Raw genomic sequence first — 18,373 nt, 5'->3', positions numbered from 1 at the left:
GAAACTCCTATTGTATCTATCGTTAATTTTATTGTTAATTACCACTGATAACTCACAAGTACTTTTGCATTACGACCTTCCTGAGGAATCCCCGCAGAAGAATAATAAGTTTTATCAAATGCGTTACCTAGTACAAATGAGGTTGTTAGCCCCTTTAAGGAGGCGTTACCTTCATAGCGAAGGTAAAAATCATTGACGCCATAACCTGCTTGTTGGCGATGGGTTGGGCGATTAAAACGGTCATGTTTGGTAAAGTCTGTTTTTTTGGTAAATTGGCCGACCCAACCTACAGAAAAATCGGTGTTGGGAACTGGAACATCAAAACGACTGGTCAATGTATCCGGCTCAATCGAGGTAATTGAGGCATTAGTGGCATTATCTTTCCCTTTGGTATGGTTATACGCTAAATCCCAACTAAAGAATTTAGATTGGTAGTTCATCGAAATATCCCACCCCCAAATAGTTGCTCTTGGAATATTTGTTGATTGTGTATATCCCTGAAAAATAGCGACATCTGCATCAATATAATCTTTTGCGCGAGTATTGAAATGGGCTGCTTTAATTTTCAGATTATCATTATTAGATAATAAGTCGTCGAATTGAAAACCAAATCCATATTCGGTGGTTGAATTGGTTTCAGGCTTTAAATTAGGGTTAGGGCGCCAATAATTTGTTGGTGCTCCTGGGAATGGCGCATCAAAATGTTTCGCATCGTTATACATTTCGCCTAAAGTGGGGGCTCTAAACGCTTGTGAATAAGAGGTATAAATCATTGACCAATCAGTAGGTGTGATGCTGATAGCTCCTTTGGATGACCATTTATCAGCGGTAATATCATCATAACGATCGTTTTGGCTTTTATATTTATCAAAACGGGTTCCTAAAATGAAGGAGACAGGCAAATCACGTAAAGTGACTTCATCTTGAACCCAGCCTGACATAAAACGGATATCAGCTTGTGGAAAACTTTTTGTATTTTGACTTGGTGATTGCTTCTGTTTATACACTTCACCACCATAAGTAAGTCCATGTGATGCAAAGCTATTCATTCCCACTTGAGAGCGATTCTCAAGTTTTACGCCATATGTTTTCTGCTCTCGACCTTCAAATCCTTTTTGTGTTGTTTTGGCGTTGATATCAATTTCACTGTAATAAGCTTGTGTTTTTAGATTAACCCATTGTAAATTCGAAGGATTGTATTGATAGGTTAACTGTGCATCTTTTTGTGTTGTTGTCCGGTCAGTTTCCACATTTGTCAGTGTGGAATTTCCAGCAACTTGAGGGTTTTTAGGTTGATGAGCATTATTATGGTAATAGCGGAATTGACCACTTAAAGTATTACTATCATCAATAAACCAACGCCCTTTGGAGAGTAGGTTAATAATGGTTTCATCATTTTGTGCACGGTAACCTCCACCATAACGAGTATCACCTTTATCACGCGCTGATAATGCAACGAGACCATCAAGGTTATCGTGTTTACCAAAAGCAGTAATACCCAAACCTTGGCTATGTTGCGCGGTATTACCAAGACCAGTGACACGCACACCACCTTGTTCGTTTTTTAAAAGTAGATCGCTGGCATCAACAGTATCGTAAGCAATAACACCGCCAAGTGCTCCACTACCATACAACAATGCAGAAGGTCCCCTAACTACTTCAACTTGCTTTATAAGAAGAGGATCAACAAAAATACTGTCAATATGGCCAGTGTCAGTTCCTTGACGTACACCATCTACAAGTGTCAATATTCCATTTTTACTGTATCCACGCATACTGATGGTTTCACCATTAGTACGACCTGCGCCTGAAATAGAAATTCCGGGCATATGACGAAGTAGTTCAGAAGCACTACCTGCGGTTTCTGACAACGCATTGTTATTTTTAATAACGGTTGACATCATGGGTAACGTAAAGCTATCACGCTCATTACCCGTCGCATAAACAGTAAGTACTTCTGTTTTTTTCTCCTCGCTAGTTTGTGTTTTCTCTTGTGCTGACACACAAGCAGAAGAAACAGCAACAGCCAGTAAACTAAATTTAATTAATAAGGATGACTGAGACATGTAGATGGATCTCCGTTATTTTAATGGGCTGTTAAAACAGCCCTTTGTTATATAAATTATTGCTCCTCATCTACCAGCGATAACTGACGGACATTTTGATATTTCTGCTTTCTTGTGGTACGCCCATCGCTGAGAAATATTCTCGATTAAAGGCATTTGCGAGCACCAATGCAGCTTGAATATCTTTATTGTTTTGAGATTGATAACTAATTGAAAAATCATGGATGCCATAACCTGGATATTGAGTTATTAGCTCTTGCATGCGATTCGTGGTTTTCCCTTTTACATGAGGCGCTCTTCCTTTATGCGTCCCTCTATTCTCAGTTGCGCTGGCAAATTTTCCTGACCACCCTAATGAGAATGGTGTTTTAGCAACAGGAAGTTGAATAAAAGTCGTCAGTATTTCAGGGCGAACCGGTGAAATGGTTTCATGAGATGTTAATTCAAGGGTTTGAGTACGGTTATAACCTAACCCAATAGAAATGAATGGATGTGAATAGCGCAGACCGAGATCAACACCTTCAATAAGTGCTTGGGGAATATTAATGGCTTGTAGATGAAGTTTTTTCGTTAATACACGAGCATCCCAAACATCATACGTAATATAGTCTATCGCTTTTGTATCAAAATAAGCCACATTTAGAGAAAATTCATCGTCAGATGTTAGTAAGTGTGAAAAAGTTAGTTTTCCACCATATTCCCAAGTGCGATTTTTCTCAGGTCTAAGATTCGGATTTGGGATCCAAAATCCTTTTGCGGTACGCCCAAAAATAGCGGGTATCTCAAAATGAAGTGAATCGTTAAACATTTCATTTAGTGTCGGTACTCTCATATTGGTTGAATATGAGGTATAGAGTTGTAGCCATTGTGCCGGTGTAAAGGTTAGCGCAATATTTTTACTAATTTCATTTTCACTTGTTTGATGAAAATCGGGTTTATGCTGTTTAAAGTCTTCTAAAAGCGAATTTAACTCACTTTGAGGTTTGTTTTTGTAATAGTGATAACGTAATCCAGTTGTTAATGCTAAAGGAATATGTGGTGTTGAAAGTTGACTTTCTAGCCAACCAGCAACATAAATCATTTTTGCAAGAGGAAAGTTTTTGGCCGCTTGGTTAGAAACCATTTTTTGCTGATAAGCTTCTGTACCTAAAGTGAGCTTTTGATTAAATTTTTCTAAATAGGAAAATTGAGCGTTGTTTTCGAATTTCAATCCATAAGTTGATTGTGTCCGATCTTCATTTCTACCTATTTTCCCTTGCTGGTTTTTTCTACGTTGATAGTCAGAAAGAGATGTGTCAGTTAAAAATGTTTGATTAATATTGAACTCTGAATAATACAAATGGCTGGTTAAATTAATCCACGTATTCGCTTCAGGTTCATAATAATAAGTTAAAGAATAGTTTTTTTGTTCAGATCGACGTTCAACTTGGTTACTTTCATTTTTACCATAGCCACCCATACGGTGTAATACTTCACGTTGCTTTCCATCATTATAATAATGACGAGCAGACAGAAGAAGTGTCTGGGCTGTTGTTGGATAAAGATAGGCTTTGGCAAAAAAGTTTTTAATGTGTTCGTGGTTTTCGAGTTTATCACCATTAGCTAAATGAATAGGACCTCGTTGACGCTGGCTATAAGCAAATAAACCTTCAGCAATATCGACTCGCCCAGCAAGAATACCGCCATATGTAAAATGTTTATCTGCCGATGAAACAGAGGTAAAGAGTTTAGCGCTCAATTTTTCATTAGCATGCAATAGAGTTCGTGGGTCTAGTGTTTGAAATGAAACAACACCACCCATAGCACCATTACCATGTAATACAGGTGATGAGCCATGTTTTATATCAATGCGCTTTATTAATGAAGGATCAAGAAAAATACCACCTAAATTATTTATGGTATTTTCTAAAGGTTGCTGAATGCCATCGACCAAAATTTTAACACCTTTTTGATCATAGCCACGCATAAGGATGTTGGCACCATTCGTAACACCTGTTCCGGATATTGTTGTACCAGCCACTTTGTTTAGCATTTCACCGGTTGTTGATGCAGTTTGTGCCAGAGGTGTTGAACTATCAAGAATGGAATGAAAGTCGTGAATTTTTTTATCAATAGAATGGCCAACAACTGTGAGAGAGTCCATCTCTGTATTGTCTGATTGTGCAGAGGTAATCGGGGTGTACAACAAACACAGTGTTGTTGCTATACCTGAATATTTGTAATGTTTTTTCAGCATACACATACCATAAATGTCCATAAAAAATCCTTGTATATGGAGTTATTTAGCTGGCTGCCTAGCTGTGGTGGTAGGTGGCTTGCACGTTATTGTCAAAATGATTATTTAGTCAGGATTAATTTTCCTGCTTTTGTTTGACGTAGTTGATACAGCTCTCCGTTATGTTGAATGTAAACCACGCCATTTTTACCCAATAATTCAATACTATTGATAGATTGAATTATTGAAGAATGAGAATTCTGTTTAGTTAAAGAATTCTCCAAATTATTAGCTTTTTTATTCATAATCAAGCAAGAGTAATAAGCGTTATCATTATGATAATCATTATCGTTAACAAAAGTATTTAAACAAGCTTTTTTTAACGCAAAGAGGTAAATTTAAGTCATATTGTGAGTCATTTGAGCGAGATAAGAAAAAATCTGAAGAAAAATCACACAACGGATGAATAACCTAAATGATAAATGTGTTGTTTTATAATACTCTTGTGGTTAAGTATTAAAGGTGCGGTAGGAAAAGAGGGTGATGTCTCACCAAAATGATGAGACATAATAGTTAAAATAAATTAAATTTATATTCGATGACAATTTCTGAAGAGAGTGTATTGGCGTGATGATATTTACCATTAGTTAGAACAGGAGTTTTGCCTTTCATTTGATAAGACCAACCAGGACCAAACATAGCCCAAACAGTGAGGTTTTTAAGTTTTGAATTAGCCGGAACCCAGCGACTGAAGGCATTAATTTCACCAGTACGAACATGATTACCACGATAGTTAAACTGAGCAATATTACCAGCAAATCCAACAACCAGTTCAGGAGTTAAGGTGTAATCTGACATCGTTGAAAGTACAATTTCACCATCACGCATATAATCATTTCCGGCAAATGCCATCGAAGTAAATGTACCCCGTGAGTTTTTACTCATTGCTCGTGGATAAAAGCCCACTTCATTGGATTTATTTGCATTAGTATAACCTAATCCCCATTTAGTGCTCCAATTATCTGTCTGCCATTTAACATCGATGGCAAAATGCCAAGCATTATTATCAAAGTCTCTCTTATTGGTAGACATTATTTTATATTTATCTAAAGCATGAGTTGTATAAATTTGTGTACCTATATTTAGTTCTTTTATGGGCTTCATATTTAAAAATAAGATACTTCGACGTAGATAATTATCACTTTCACCATACCCATATTGCATATTCAGATTATTACTTTTCCACAATAAATCACTACTGGCAATGTGATTAATATATTCACCACTGTTGGTTTGAAATTGTTTTTTATCTGGTGAATTACGATCCATAGCGTTTTCAATATAAGCGCCTCGTAATGTTAATGCACCATAATTGACAGAACCGGTCCAACCTGAATAAGTAGTTGGCGATAAACGTGTTGAATTAGAAATGACGCCAACGTTTTTTATTGTTTGCCATCCCCAACGCGTATTGAAATTAATATCAGCAAGTTGATATTGTAATTTTATATTACGTTGACCAAATTTAGAGTAGCCTTCCGCATTATTCTTATTATTTCCTTCTCCGTGATTATATAGTACACCACGAGAATTAAAATAATCACTTGCACCTAATTTAACTGCACCGTAATAAGCAACGTCAAAGCCAATAATATTAGCGAAATAACCAGATTGAAAATCAAGACCAAAGCCTTGTCCCCATGCATTATGAACACGAGTACTACCGGTATCCTCTTCTTTTAAATATTTCCAATAGTTTTTTAATGACAGCGACATGGTAGATTGACTAAATAAAGGATCTTCAAATACGGTATCTATAAAATGATTTTCTTTAATATTATTTTCTGGTATTTTAGCTAATGTTTTTATTGGATTAATTAATAAAATTATGATGATACTTATCATCTTTATTTTCATAATATTCCCCAGTGGATAAGCGTAGTTACCCAGGCGAAGCTATTTCGCCTGAATATGTCACATGAATAATTAGATATTAACTTTATTTTTGAGCGAAAGATTGCTTTCCTATCTCGACATATTTTAGTGTACCAATTTCAGTCACGGTATATTTGCCATCTTTATAAATAATTTTAACAACAGCAGCATTAGAAAGTGGTTTATTTTTTGCAATATCATCGGTTAAATCAGAGATCATAATTTGCATTGCAATACCCGATGAAATTGCCAGAATATTTTTATCACCATGTTCTTGGGCATTTTTAACAATAGTATAAAGTGCCTCTTGAGTGCGTGCTTTTACTTGCTGATAATTTTCTGCCATTTTCTTAGGATCAGCAGCGGCTAAAGCATTTTGGTTTTCCTCTGCAGTAATTGTGCCTGCTTTCATTTGATTAAATAAAGTTGTAGCATCTTTTAGGTAGAGCTGTTTTGCACCAGCATCAGCCATATCTATATTAAATCCACCTTCAAATCCACCAAAGAAAGCTTCTCGTAATCCACTGAGTTCATTTAATTTATAATTTTCGATACCTATTTGTTTTAATATCACACTCATTGTTTCACGTTGACGTCCGGCATCGCTAGAATAAAAACTATCAAAAGGTATACCTTTTAAACCTTCGCCCAAATAACGAGCAACACGAATACCGTCTTCTGTTAATGGCGAATCTACCCAACCTTGAACTCGATCAAAAGTATTTAGCAATGTTTTACCATGACGAGCAAAATAAATAGTGATACCGTCATCTCCTTTAACACTAATCGCTGTTTCAGTGGCAAAGCTGGTTGATGTACTCATTGCTAAAATTAATGCGATAAGCCATTTTTTCATAATAATCCTCATAGAATGGTCTTTTTAATAAGCAAAAAAAAACCTACGCTAGAGAAACGAGACAGGCATAAACGGTATTATGCTTGTTCGATTTATCTTACGTAGGTTTCGCCTGTATTTAACAGTAACAATCCAACATCGATAACGGTAGCACCAAATATAATAAAAAAAAACACTATTTATTATTAGTATTAATAAGTGTGATCGAGTTCATAGGATAATAAGTTAGATATATTCTTATTAATTATGAATTTCATGATTGAAATATAATACTATATTAAGTTTATTACACCTTATTGATGATAAATAAAATTGAAAAATGAATAAGTTACTCTAAAATATCTCTTTAGAATATTTATGATGAGTAATACTTTTTATTTTATTGAACATAAAGAAATTTAATTAAGGAGTCAATCTGCTGAAATTTGTATATCACATAAAAGTGATATGAAAGTCACACTTTTTAAAATTGTGATTTGAATAACGTAAAAGGTTTGTTTACAGTAGGAAAACGAGTTTACCGGATTGTTACTGCTAATGATATTAGCAGGCAAAACCTGATAAGACCATAGATTGCTATGGAACTATCGGGTTTTTTCATTTTTGGGGAAATAAAATGAAGATCGCAAAAATATTAAATAACAATGTGGTCATTGCCTTAAGTGAAAATAACCAAGAGCTCGTTGTTATGGGAAGGGGATTAGCGTTTCAAAAGAAAGTTAATGAAGACATTGAACGAGATAAAATTGAGAAAATATTCGAGTTACGCAGTAATGAACTTATTTCTCGTTTAAGTGAGTTATTGAGTCACATTCCAATTTCTGTCATGAAGGTCTGCGATAGCATGATTTCTGTTGCTCGTAATCAATTAGGCGAGCTTAATGAAAATATTTATATTGCGTTAACAGATCACTGCAATTATGCCATTGAAAGGCAGAAAAAAGGGTTGGCTATTTCAAATACTATGATGTGGGAAATTCAGCGCTTATACCCTAAAGAGTATCAACTTGGGCTAGAAGGATTAAAGCGGATTGAACAAGAATTACAGGTGGCATTACCTGTTGATGAAGCTGGGTTTATCGCTCTTCACTTTGTTAATGCACAATTAACGGGTGATATGCCAATTGTGATGGAAACCATGACTATCATGCATGAGGTCATGAATATCGTTAAGTATCATTTTAATATTGAATATCAAGAAGATACTTTAGACTATCAGCGATTCGTCACACATTTGAAATTTTTTACCCACAGAATGATGAGTCGAAAAACAGTGCCTAATGATGATGTTTCTATGCATATTGTTATCAAAGAAAATTACCCACTTTCTTGGTGCTGCGCAGAAAAAATCAGTCAGTTTTTGCTGAATAAATATCAGCGTGAGTTAACGGATGAAGAACGTATGTTTTTAGTTATTCATATTGAGCGATTAAGAAAGAAACGACATGATTAATTAATCAAGCGTGTAGTTGATATAAAAATATCAAATTAAAATGTGATGGATTGTTACTGCCGATATTCGGTAGGCAAAACCTGATTTACTCCCATTTGTTAATGAGAGTAGTCAGGTTTTTTTTTACATATTCATTGTTGATTAAGCATTTCATTATTTAAGTCATAAAGGAATTGAGTATGGAATACCGAACATTAGCAGAACAAATCATTAATAATGTAGGTGGGAAAGACAATATCCTCAGTGTGATACATTGTGCAACTCGTTTGCGTTTTAAACTGGAAGATAGTACTAAAGCCAATGTCGAAGTGTTAAAGCAAAATACGGAGGTTATTACTGTTGTTGAAAGTGGTGGGCAATTCCAGGTTGTTATTGGTAATCATGTCAGTGAGGTGTATAAGGCGATTGTTGCTCTTATTGGTGAGGTAAAAAATAGAAATTTTCAAAGTGAAAATACTTGTAATAACAAAAAGAAAAAGCGTAAGGACAATATTTTTAGCCACTTTATAGATATTGTATCTAGTATTTTTACTCCAATTTTGGGGATCATGGCAGCGTCAGGTATTTTAAAAGGACTATTATCATTAGCAATCACTTTAAATTGGTTGTCCGCTTCAAGTGGAAGTTATCAAATTCTATTTGCTACAAGCGATTCGTTATTTTACTTTTTTCCTCTTGTTTTAGGTTATACCGCAGGAAATAAATTTGGCGGGAATCCATTCTTAACCATGGCAATTGGCGGTGCATTAGTTCATCCATTAATGCTTGCAGCATTTCAACAAGAAACTACTGAATATTTTTTAGGTATTCCTGTTACATTTATTAATTACAGTGCATCGGTTATTCCTATTATTTTTGCTGCTTGGGTGAGTTGTTTATTAGAAAAAAAATTAAATACCATGTTGCCTTCATCCATGAAAAACTTCATTGCTCCGTTACTGTGTTTATTAATTATTGTACCGCTGACTTTTTTAGTCATAGGGCCTTTAGCAACTTGGATAAGTTTATTGATTGCTGATGGTTTTCAGTCCGCTTATAACGTAACGCCAGTTATCGCAGGTGCGATTATGGGAGGGATTTGGCAAGTTTGCGTTATTTTTGGTCTACATTGGGGCATTATCCCCATCAGTATTAATAATCTGAGTGTATTAGGTCAAGATGCGCTAGTGCCTTTACTATTACCAGCAATCGCAGGGCAAGTTGGCGCAACACTTGGCGTTTTATGGGCAACTCGAGAGACTAAATTACGTATTATGGCGGGCTCATCAGTCACTGCGGGTATTTTTGGTATTACAGAGCCTGCGGTATATGGAGTCACTTTACCGTTGCGTAAGCCTTTTATTTTTGCCTGTATTGGTGGCAGCATTGGTGGCGCGATAGTTGGTTATAGCAATACACTTACCTTTTCATTTGGTTTAGTAAATATTTTTACTTTCACACAAATTATACCTACAACAGGAATTGATAGTACTGTATGGGGGGCCATTATTGGTTCATCAATTTCATTTGTTTTCGCATGCGTTGCAACGCGCTTATTCGGGCTGAAAAAAGAAAATAACGCAGAGTCCGAACCGACTATTCACTCACCAGCAAACCCTCTGAGCAGTGCTGAGCAAAACTCAGAACAGGAAATAGTATATTCACCGTTATCAGGCATAGTGATTTCATTAAAAAATACACCAGATGAAACCTTTGCGAGTGGTTTATTAGGTGAAGGTGTCGCTGTTATTCCAAGTGCTGGCGAGGTTTATGCGCCTTTTGATGGTGAAGTTGCTTCGTTTTTTAAAACAGGCCATGCCTTGGGCTTATTAAGCGAAAAGGGTATTGAGTTATTTATTCATATTGGAATTGATACCGTTAAGTTAAATGGGATGTATTTCTCACCCAAAGTTAAAGTAGGGGATACATTTAAAACAGGTGATTTATTACTTACTTTTGATCGTAAAAAAATTCTTGAGGCTGGTTATGATTTAACAACCCCCGTTATTGTGAGCAATACCGATAATTACAGTGCAATTACTAGCCTGGAGTTAAATAAACCGGTGAATTCGGGTTCAGCGCTTATCAGCGTTAATCATCAATAAGGAGTTAACAATGAAGAAATTTCCTAATACATTTTTATGGGGAGGCGCTATTGCTGCTAATCAAGTTGAAGGCGCTTATTTAACTGCAGGTAAAGGGTTAAGTACTTCAGATGTTCAACCACAAGGTATTTTTGGGCCTGTGGTTGAAAGAGCAAAAAATGATTTTTGTATTAAAGATATTGCTATCGATTTTTATCATCAATATGCAAAAGATATTGCACTCTTTGCTGAAATGGGTTTTACCTGCTTAAGAACCTCTATTGCATGGAGCCGTATCTTTCCATTAGGTGATGAATCTACACCTAATGAAGAAGGGCTGGCATTTTATGATCGCGTATTTGATGAAATGGCTAAATATAATATTCAGCCGATTATTACCTTATCTCATTATGAAATGCCTTATCACTTAGTGACGCAATATGGTGGTTGGGGAAATCGTAAGACTATTGCATTTTTTGAGCGTTATGCTTGCAGCGTTTTTCAACGTTATAAAAATAAAGTTAAACTTTGGCTTACCTTTAATGAAATCAATATGTCATTACATGCACCAATGACGGGGGTTGGTTTAGCGGGTGAAAGAACACAATCAGAGATTTATCAAGCCATACATCATCAGTTAGTTGCCAGTGCCAGAGCTGTTAAAGCGTGTCATTGTATTATTCCGGATGCAAAGATCGGCAATATGTTATTAGGTGGATTGGTTTACCCATTAACATGCAAGCCAGACGACGTTTGGGAAGCTATGAACGAAAATCGTAAATGGCTATTTTTTGGTGATGTACAATGCCGTGGTCAATATCCTGCTTATATGTTGCGTTATTTTAGAGATAATCATATTGATGTTGTGATAACGGATGAAGACCGACAAGATCTCAAACAAACGGTCGATTTTGTATCATTTAGTTATTATATGACCGGTTGTATTACCGCAGATAAAGAAGAATATGAGATGAAGCGAGGAAATATTCTCAGTATGGTGCCAAATCCTTACTTAGAAAGTTCTGAATGGGGATGGCAAATCGATCCTAAAGGTATTCGTATTGTGCTTAATCTATTGTGGGATCGTTATCAAAAACCTTTATTTGTTGTAGAGAATGGACTTGGCGCGATTGATAAAATCACTTCGGAAGGCGAAATCAATGATGATTATCGTATTCAGTATATTAACGATCATCTGGTACAAATCGGTGATGCGATTGAAGATGGTATTGATGTAATGGGGTATACCAGTTGGGGACCGATTGATTTGGTGAGTGCGTCAAAAGCTGAGATGTCTAAACGTTATGGCTTTATTTATGTGGATAGAGACGACCAAGGAAAAGGCTCATTAGAAAGAAAACGTAAGAAAAGCTTTTATTGGTATCAAAGCATTATCCAATCTCAAGGTGAATTATTGCGTTAATATGATAATTTCTTTCTGATAATGGAAATAAAAGGAGAGCTAAGGCTCTCCTTTTTACTGTATTTCAATATTGCGTTTATTGAAATCGACTCTCAACCGCTTGTGCTAATAATTGAAGCAATTGCTCAGTATCATTCCAACTTAAGCAAGGATCGGTGATCGATTGTCCATAAACCAGTGGTTTTTCTGGTACGACTTTTTGTGAGCCTTCTTGTAAAAAGCTTTCAGCCATAACACCAACAATGGCTTGTGAGCCATCTTTGATTTGTTGACTGACATTGCGCGCTACTTCTAATTGGCGACGATGAATTTTTTCACAATTACCATGACTAAAGTCGATAATAAGATGTTCAGGTAAATCTACTTGTTTTAGTGCATCAACCGCATCTGCAATATCACTTGCATGGTAATTAGGTTTCTTACCGCCACGCATAATAATATGGCCATAAGGATTACCACTGGTTTGGTAAATCGTCATTTGGCCATTTTTGTCAGGTGACAAGAATGTGTGACCAACACGAGAGGCTCGAATAGCATCAATAGCAATACGGGTATTACCATCAGTGCCATTTTTAAAGCCTACAGGGCAAGAAAGTGCAGATGCCATTTCACGATGAACTTGACTTTCTGTTGTTCTTGCGCCAATAGCGCCCCAACTAATTAAATCTGCAATATATTGTCCCGTAACCATATCAAGGAATTCGGTTGCTGTTGGTAAACCCAGCGTGTTTATCTCAATTAATAATTTTCTTGCAAGGCGGATACCTTCATTAACATTGCATGAATTATCAAGGTAAGGATCTGAAATTAAACCTTTCCAACCAATCACTGTACGTGGTTTTTCAAAGTAGGTTCTCATGACAATTTCTAAGCGGTCATGATAACGCACTTTTTGCTGATTAAGCTTAATAGCGTACTCTTTAGCAGCTTTAGGATCATGGATAGAGCAAGGTCCTACGATCACTAAAAGTCGCTTATCTTCGCCGGTAAGGATTGCTTCAATTCGTTTACGTGCTGATGTGATATTTTGAGTTATCTCATCAGAAATGGGGAACTCTTTTGCTAAGGTTTCTGGTGTTACCAGACTGTCTAAAGCCTTAGTCCGTAGTTCGTCTGTCTTTAACATAATTTATCTCAATAAATATACAGGGTAAGTCTACCCAGTGATTAAGATCACAATAAACGAAATTCAGCTAATTTCAACAGCGTTATTAGAGAAAAATCAATAAAAAAAATATGGTTAGGGTTTAGAACATTCTTCTTGCTAATCCCATCGAATCAATGACTTTGGTTGAAATTTCTTCTACAGAATAATTAGTGGTATTGAGATAAGGAATATTGTTTTTTCTAAAAAGTGCTTCGACTTCCGCTAATTCGATTCTACATTGGCGAATCGAGGCGTAACGGCTATTTTCGCGGCGCTCGCTTCTAATGGCAGCGAGACGTTCTGGCGCAATGGTCAAGCCAAATAATTTATGTTGATACTCTTTTAATTCAACAGGGAGTTTTAAGAAATCCATATCATCTGCCGTAAATGGATAATTGGCTGCTTGGATACCAAATTGCATGGCTAAATAGAGGCTGGTGGGGGTTTTCCCGCAACGAGAAACGCCAATTAAAATCACTTGTGCTTGATCGAGGTTACGTAACGATATGCCATCATCATGGGAAAGGGTGTATTCGATTGCAGCAATACGAGCATCATATTTGCTAAGGTTTTTTTCTGTTAAGCCGTGGGTTTTGTTTAATTTTGGTGATGCTTGAATACCTATTTCTTTTTCAAGGGGTAATACGAGGGATTGCACAATGTCCTGACAAAAACCTTCACTACTATTTATTATCTGTTTAACTTCAGGACTAATTATAGAATAAAAAACAAGGGGTTTTGCGCCACTCTTTTTATAAATTTCAGCGATTTTCTGTTTTATTTCTTCTGCTCTTTCCACTGTAGAAACAAAAGGTAATGTATAACTTTTCATTTTTAATGGAAATTGAGAAAGTACGGCATGACCTAATACTTCTGCCGTAATAGCTGTACCATCAGAGATAAAAAAGACTGTTCTATCAATAGGTTCATTATTATCACAATTAATAGAATTCAAGCTTAATATCATAACACTCACCTTTTTTTAGCTGAATTATCAAATCAAACAATATTATCTATAGCATTTTTAGTGATTATAAAGGATAAAAAAATAAAGTTTTCTGGTTGATCGATTCACCTTTCTATATTCAGCATCACATTGTGATACGCTTATTTACGTTGTCATTTTGACAGCGGGTTTTTCTTTTTTTCTCTCTCTCATAATTGTTTAAAAAAGGATTGTTCTCAATGTCCAGCAATAGCCTCACCCCGTGCAATGTACTTTGGTATAACCAATTAGGTATGAATGACGTTGATCGTGTTGGTGGGAAAAATGCTTCCCTCGGTGAAATGATCACAAACCTCGCGGAACTGGGTGTTTCTGTTCCTAATGGGTTTGCTACCACAGCGCAAGCGTTTAATGATTTTCTGGAACAGAGCGGTATCAATCAGCGTATTTATGAATTACTTGATAGAGTTGATGTTGATGATGTTCATCAACTAGCTCAGGCAGGTAATCAAATTCGCCAATGGGTAATTGATACGCCTTTTACGCCTCAGTTTGAAAAAGATATTCGCGATGCTTATCTCACATTAAGTGAAGGCGAATCAGAAGCTTCTTTTGCTGTTCGTTCATCGGCAACTGCAGAAGATATGCCTGATGCTTCTTTTGCAGGTCAACAAGAGACGTTTTTAAACGTTCAAGGTATTGATGCCATACTTGTCGCAATCAAACACGTATTTGCTTCGTTATTTAACGATCGTGCAATTTCTTATCGTGTTCACCAAGGTTATGATCACCGTGGTGTTGCCTTATCTGCGGGTGTTCAACGTATGGTACGTTCAGATCTTGCTTCTTCAGGTGTGATGTTTACCATTGATACAGAATCTGGTTTTGATCAGGTTGTCTTTATTACATCAGCGTATGGTTTAGGTGAAATGGTGGTACAGGGGGCGGTAAACCCTGATGAATTTTATGTACATAAACCAACTTTAGCAAAAGGTCTACCTGCCATTGTTCGTCGTAACCTTGGTTCTAAAAAGATCCAAATGGTTTACGCAGACAGTGTTGAGCATGGTAAACAGGTTCGTATTGAAGATACCCCAGAATCACTGCGCAATCGTTTCTCTTTGACTGATAATGAAGTTCAAGAGTTAGCAAAACAAGCCGTATTGATTGAACGTCATTATGGACGCCCTATGGATATTGAGTGGGCTAAAGATGGGCATAATGGTCGTTTATACATTGTACAAGCTCGCCCTGAAACAGTTCGCTCTAATCAACAAGTGATGGAACGCTATCAGCTAAATGAAAGTGGTTCAGTCATTATTGAAGGTCGTGCTATTGGTCATCGCATTGGTACAGGTACAGTCAAAGTTATTCATAACTTAAATGAGATGGATAGAATAGAAACTGGTGATGTACTGGTTACTGACATGACAGACCCAGATTGGGAACCTATCATGAAAAAAGCCTCTGCGATTGTGACCAACCGTGGTGGTAGAACGTGTCATGCCGCAATTATTGCACGCGAATTAGGCATTCCTGCTGTTGTGGGGTGTGGTGATGCAACAGAATGTATTACAGAAGGGCAAGTCGTTACGGTTTCTTGTGCTGAAGGTGATACGGGGTTTGTCTATGATGGTAAACTGGATTTTTCTATTCAGAGCTCCGCAATCGATAACATGCCTGAACTTGATCTGAAAATCATGATGAACGTCGGTAATCCTGATCGTGCATTTGATTTTGCAGGCTTGCCTAATGACGGTGTTGGTCTTGCACGTTTAGAATTTATTATCAACCGTATGATTGGTGTCCACCCTCGTGCGTTATTAGAATATGACGACCAAAGTGAAGCGTTAAAAGCTGAAATTAATGAGATGATGGCGGGCTATGAATCTCCTGTTGAATATTATATCAGTAAATTAACAGAAGGGATTGCGACATTGGCCGCTGCATTCTGGCCTAAGCGTGTGATTGTTCGTTTGTCTGACTTTAAATCTAACGAATATGCTAACTTAGTCGGTGGCGATCGTTATGAGCCAGATGAAGAGAACCCAATGTTAGGATTCCGTGGCGCTGGTCGTTATGTATCTGACGATTTCCGTCGCTGTTTCGCGCTTGAGTGTGAAGCAGTAAAACGTGTTCGTAATGATATGGGCTTAGATAATGTTGAGGTGATGATCCCATTTGTTCGTACTGTACGCCAAGCTGAAGAAGTTATTGAAGAATTAGCGACTAACGGTTTGAAACGTGGTGAGAATGGCTTAAAAGTGATTATGATGTGTGAAATTCCATCAAATGCTTTACTAGCGGATAAATTCTTAGAACATTTTGACGGTTTCTCTATCGGCTCTAACGACATGACCCAATTAACATTAGGTCTTGATCGAGATTCGGGGGTGGTATCTTCACTGTTTGATGAGCGTAATGATGCAGTGAAAGCATTATTATCAATGGCAATTCAAGCGGCTAAACGTAATGGTAAATATGTGGGTATTTGTGGTCAAGGGCCTTCTGATCATGAAGACTTTGCACAGTGGTTAATGGAAGAGGGAATTGATAGTTTATCTTTAAATCCAGATACCGTAATTAAAACGTGGGTAAAATTAGCACAATAAAATTAATATCATTATAAATAAAAAGCTCACAAAATAATGTGAGCTTTTTTTATACAATTATTAAATAATAGGTAAAAAAAAAGCCTATCATGGGCTGACAGGCAAAGACTACACACAGCAATATTTTATATTCTTTAATTCCGCCAATTAATCTATAAATATGAAAGGCGAAATCATTAATTCGTTGAAACATTTGTTTCGTTGATATTTATATTAAGAGAAATGCGTTAATTATGCTCTAAGAATTATCTCAATAAAAATAATATTGGCCTATTTCAAAGTGAATATAACTTGCTGGTAACAAAAGGGTTTAAAAAAATGTAATTTGTTTCAAATTGTAAGTTTGAATATAAAAATATAATAATTCATTCCTAAATTGATAATCTTTATTAAACTTTAGTCTATTATTTTTAGAGCATGTAAGTAGCTACACTTACATGCTCCATTATTATTTATTCTTTCTCAATAAAATTTTTATTCATAAATTCTACTGTTTCAGTGAGATCAGGATTAGGTTTTGGTACTTCATTAATCCATGCGTTTAATAAACTATGTGCAACAGCAAGAACAACCGGGCCAATAAATAATCCAATCATTCCTAATGTCAAAATGCCACCAATAACTCCCGTTAGAATTAATACCATCGGTAAATCGGCCCCCATTTTGATTAAATAAGGTCGTAATACGCCATCCATGGTTGCAACCGCACCGCCCCAAATCACCATAACAATGCCCCAAGTCGTATCACCCGTCCAAAATAACCATAAAACGGAGGGGACGAGTACTAATAAAGGGCCTATTTGAGCAAGGCAACAAATAAACATAATAACGGTTAATACTGTAGCATAAGGGACTCCAGATACAGCAAGACCAATACCACCGACAATAGCTTGAATTAAGGCAGTTAAAACTACACCTAGCGCTACTGCGCGAATAGACATTGATGCCAATAAAATAGCAGCATCACCTCGTTGGCCTGCCAAACGAATAGCAAAGTGGCGCAACCAAGATACTACATTTTCACCTTGTAAAAATAGCAAGCCTGAAAATAGCAACATCACCCCCAAATGCAGGGCAAATCGACCAATATTTAAGGCTTGAGCAAAAAACCAATTTGCGGCTTGTCCAACATAAGGTTGGATTTTTGTGATTAACGCATTACCGCCAGAAACGAGAATAGAGTGCCATGTATCATAAAGTTTGCTCCCAATCATCGGGATATCATTAAGCCATAATAATTGAGGTGGTTGAATATTCGAAGGTGATTTAGCTAACTCAATCAATGGCGCACTATTATCAATAACACTACTAATTAATAAAATAATAGGGATAACAAAGATCAGTAATATCAAGATCATCATTATCATGGTAGATAGCCAACGATATTTTACCCGTTTTTCAATAATCAATAGTAAAGGCCATGTAGCAACAACAATCATTCCAGCCCAAATAAAACCTACAATAAAAGGGGTAAGTATCCAAAAACTGGCGATAATAAAAAAAGAAATAAAAAGAACAGTGAATAAAACTTTGGGTATATCTGTATGGATCTGCGGTTTTTCCATGGTTTTAAATCCCTACACGAATAAAAATGCTAGAAGCAGATGAATAAACATTGCAAATATCACGTTGTTTATATCACTACGCAATTTGCCAG

Annotated in this window: 12 protein-coding genes; 4 read left to right on the top strand and 8 right to left on the bottom strand. The window is 36.4% G+C overall.

The genetic code is table 11. The features are described 5' to 3' along the window. Nucleotides 1–38 precede the first annotated feature (38 nt). From GWI97_RS04895 to GWI97_RS04875, 5 genes are all read right to left on the bottom strand, one after another. A complete protein-coding gene (locus GWI97_RS04895; RefSeq protein ID WP_161751862.1) occupies nt 39–2,066 on the bottom strand; it encodes a TonB-dependent hemoglobin/transferrin/lactoferrin family receptor in 2,028 nt (675 codons plus the stop codon). Nucleotides 2,067–2,136: 70 nt separating this feature from the next. Then, nucleotides 2,137–4,323: a TonB-dependent receptor domain-containing protein gene (locus GWI97_RS04890; protein ID WP_036937343.1), complete on the bottom strand. Its 2,187-nt coding sequence runs from the start codon at nt 4,321–4,323 to the stop codon at nt 2,137–2,139. An 80-nt stretch (nt 4,324–4,403) separates the two neighbouring features. Next, a complete protein-coding gene (gene hemP / locus GWI97_RS04885; RefSeq protein ID WP_036937341.1) occupies nt 4,404–4,586 on the bottom strand; it encodes a hemin uptake protein HemP in 183 nt (60 codons plus the stop codon). A gap of 268 nt (nt 4,587–4,854) precedes the next feature. Beyond that, the gene (locus tag GWI97_RS04880; RefSeq protein WP_036937339.1) at nt 4,855–6,198 is read right to left on the bottom strand and encodes an OprD family outer membrane porin; all 1,344 of its coding nucleotides are present in this window, start codon (nt 6,196–6,198) and stop codon (nt 4,855–4,857) included. Between the two features lie 82 nt (nt 6,199–6,280). Further along, the gene (locus tag GWI97_RS04875; RefSeq protein WP_161751861.1) at nt 6,281–7,072 is read right to left on the bottom strand and encodes a histidine phosphatase family protein; all 792 of its coding nucleotides are present in this window, start codon (nt 7,070–7,072) and stop codon (nt 6,281–6,283) included. 616 nt (nt 7,073–7,688) lie between these two features. Between GWI97_RS04875 and licT the strand changes: the two genes are divergently transcribed. The 3 genes from licT (at nt 7,689) to ascB (ending at nt 12,011) form a co-directional block, all read left to right on the top strand. After that, a complete protein-coding gene (licT, locus tag GWI97_RS04870) occupies nt 7,689–8,525 on the top strand; it encodes a BglG family transcription antiterminator LicT (protein ID WP_036937334.1) in 837 nt (278 codons plus the stop codon). Nucleotides 8,526–8,704: 179 nt separating this feature from the next. Continuing rightward, a complete protein-coding gene (gene bglF / locus GWI97_RS04865; RefSeq protein WP_036937331.1) occupies nt 8,705–10,609 on the top strand; it encodes a PTS beta-glucoside transporter subunit IIABC in 1,905 nt (634 codons plus the stop codon). 10 nt (nt 10,610–10,619) lie between these two features. Then, the gene (ascB, locus tag GWI97_RS04860) at nt 10,620–12,011 is read left to right on the top strand and encodes a 6-phospho-beta-glucosidase (protein ID WP_087802531.1); all 1,392 of its coding nucleotides are present in this window, start codon (nt 10,620–10,622) and stop codon (nt 12,009–12,011) included. Nucleotides 12,012–12,087: 76 nt separating this feature from the next. Here ascB and GWI97_RS04855 read toward each other — a convergent pair whose 3' ends face one another. Then, nucleotides 12,088–13,137, bottom strand: coding sequence for a 3-deoxy-7-phosphoheptulonate synthase (locus GWI97_RS04855; RefSeq protein ID WP_036937325.1), 1,050 nt, complete (start codon nt 13,135–13,137; stop codon nt 12,088–12,090). A gap of 121 nt (nt 13,138–13,258) precedes the next feature. Next, nucleotides 13,259–14,125, bottom strand: coding sequence for a posphoenolpyruvate synthetase regulatory kinase/phosphorylase PpsR (gene ppsR, locus GWI97_RS04850; RefSeq protein ID WP_052038510.1), 867 nt, complete (start codon nt 14,123–14,125; stop codon nt 13,259–13,261). A 218-nt stretch (nt 14,126–14,343) separates the two neighbouring features. On the opposite strand from ppsR, the gene ppsA reads away from it, so the two are divergent. Beyond that, nucleotides 14,344–16,716, top strand: a complete 2,373-nt coding sequence (ppsA, locus tag GWI97_RS04845) for a phosphoenolpyruvate synthase (RefSeq protein ID WP_036937320.1) — start codon at nt 14,344–14,346, stop codon at nt 16,714–16,716. A gap of 452 nt (nt 16,717–17,168) precedes the next feature. Here the strand turns inward: ppsA and ydiK are convergent, their stop codons facing one another. After that, on the bottom strand, nt 17,169–18,281 hold the full coding sequence (ydiK, locus tag GWI97_RS04840; protein ID WP_036937316.1) for an AI-2E family transporter YdiK: 1,113 nt from the start codon (nt 18,279–18,281) through the stop codon (nt 17,169–17,171). Nucleotides 18,282–18,373 lie beyond the last annotated feature (92 nt).

This window comes from Proteus sp. G2300 (genome assembly GCF_009915965.1).
GTDB lineage: Bacteria > Pseudomonadota > Gammaproteobacteria > Enterobacterales > Enterobacteriaceae > Proteus > Proteus vulgaris.
This window is presented reverse-complemented; position numbering and strand designations above follow the sequence as displayed.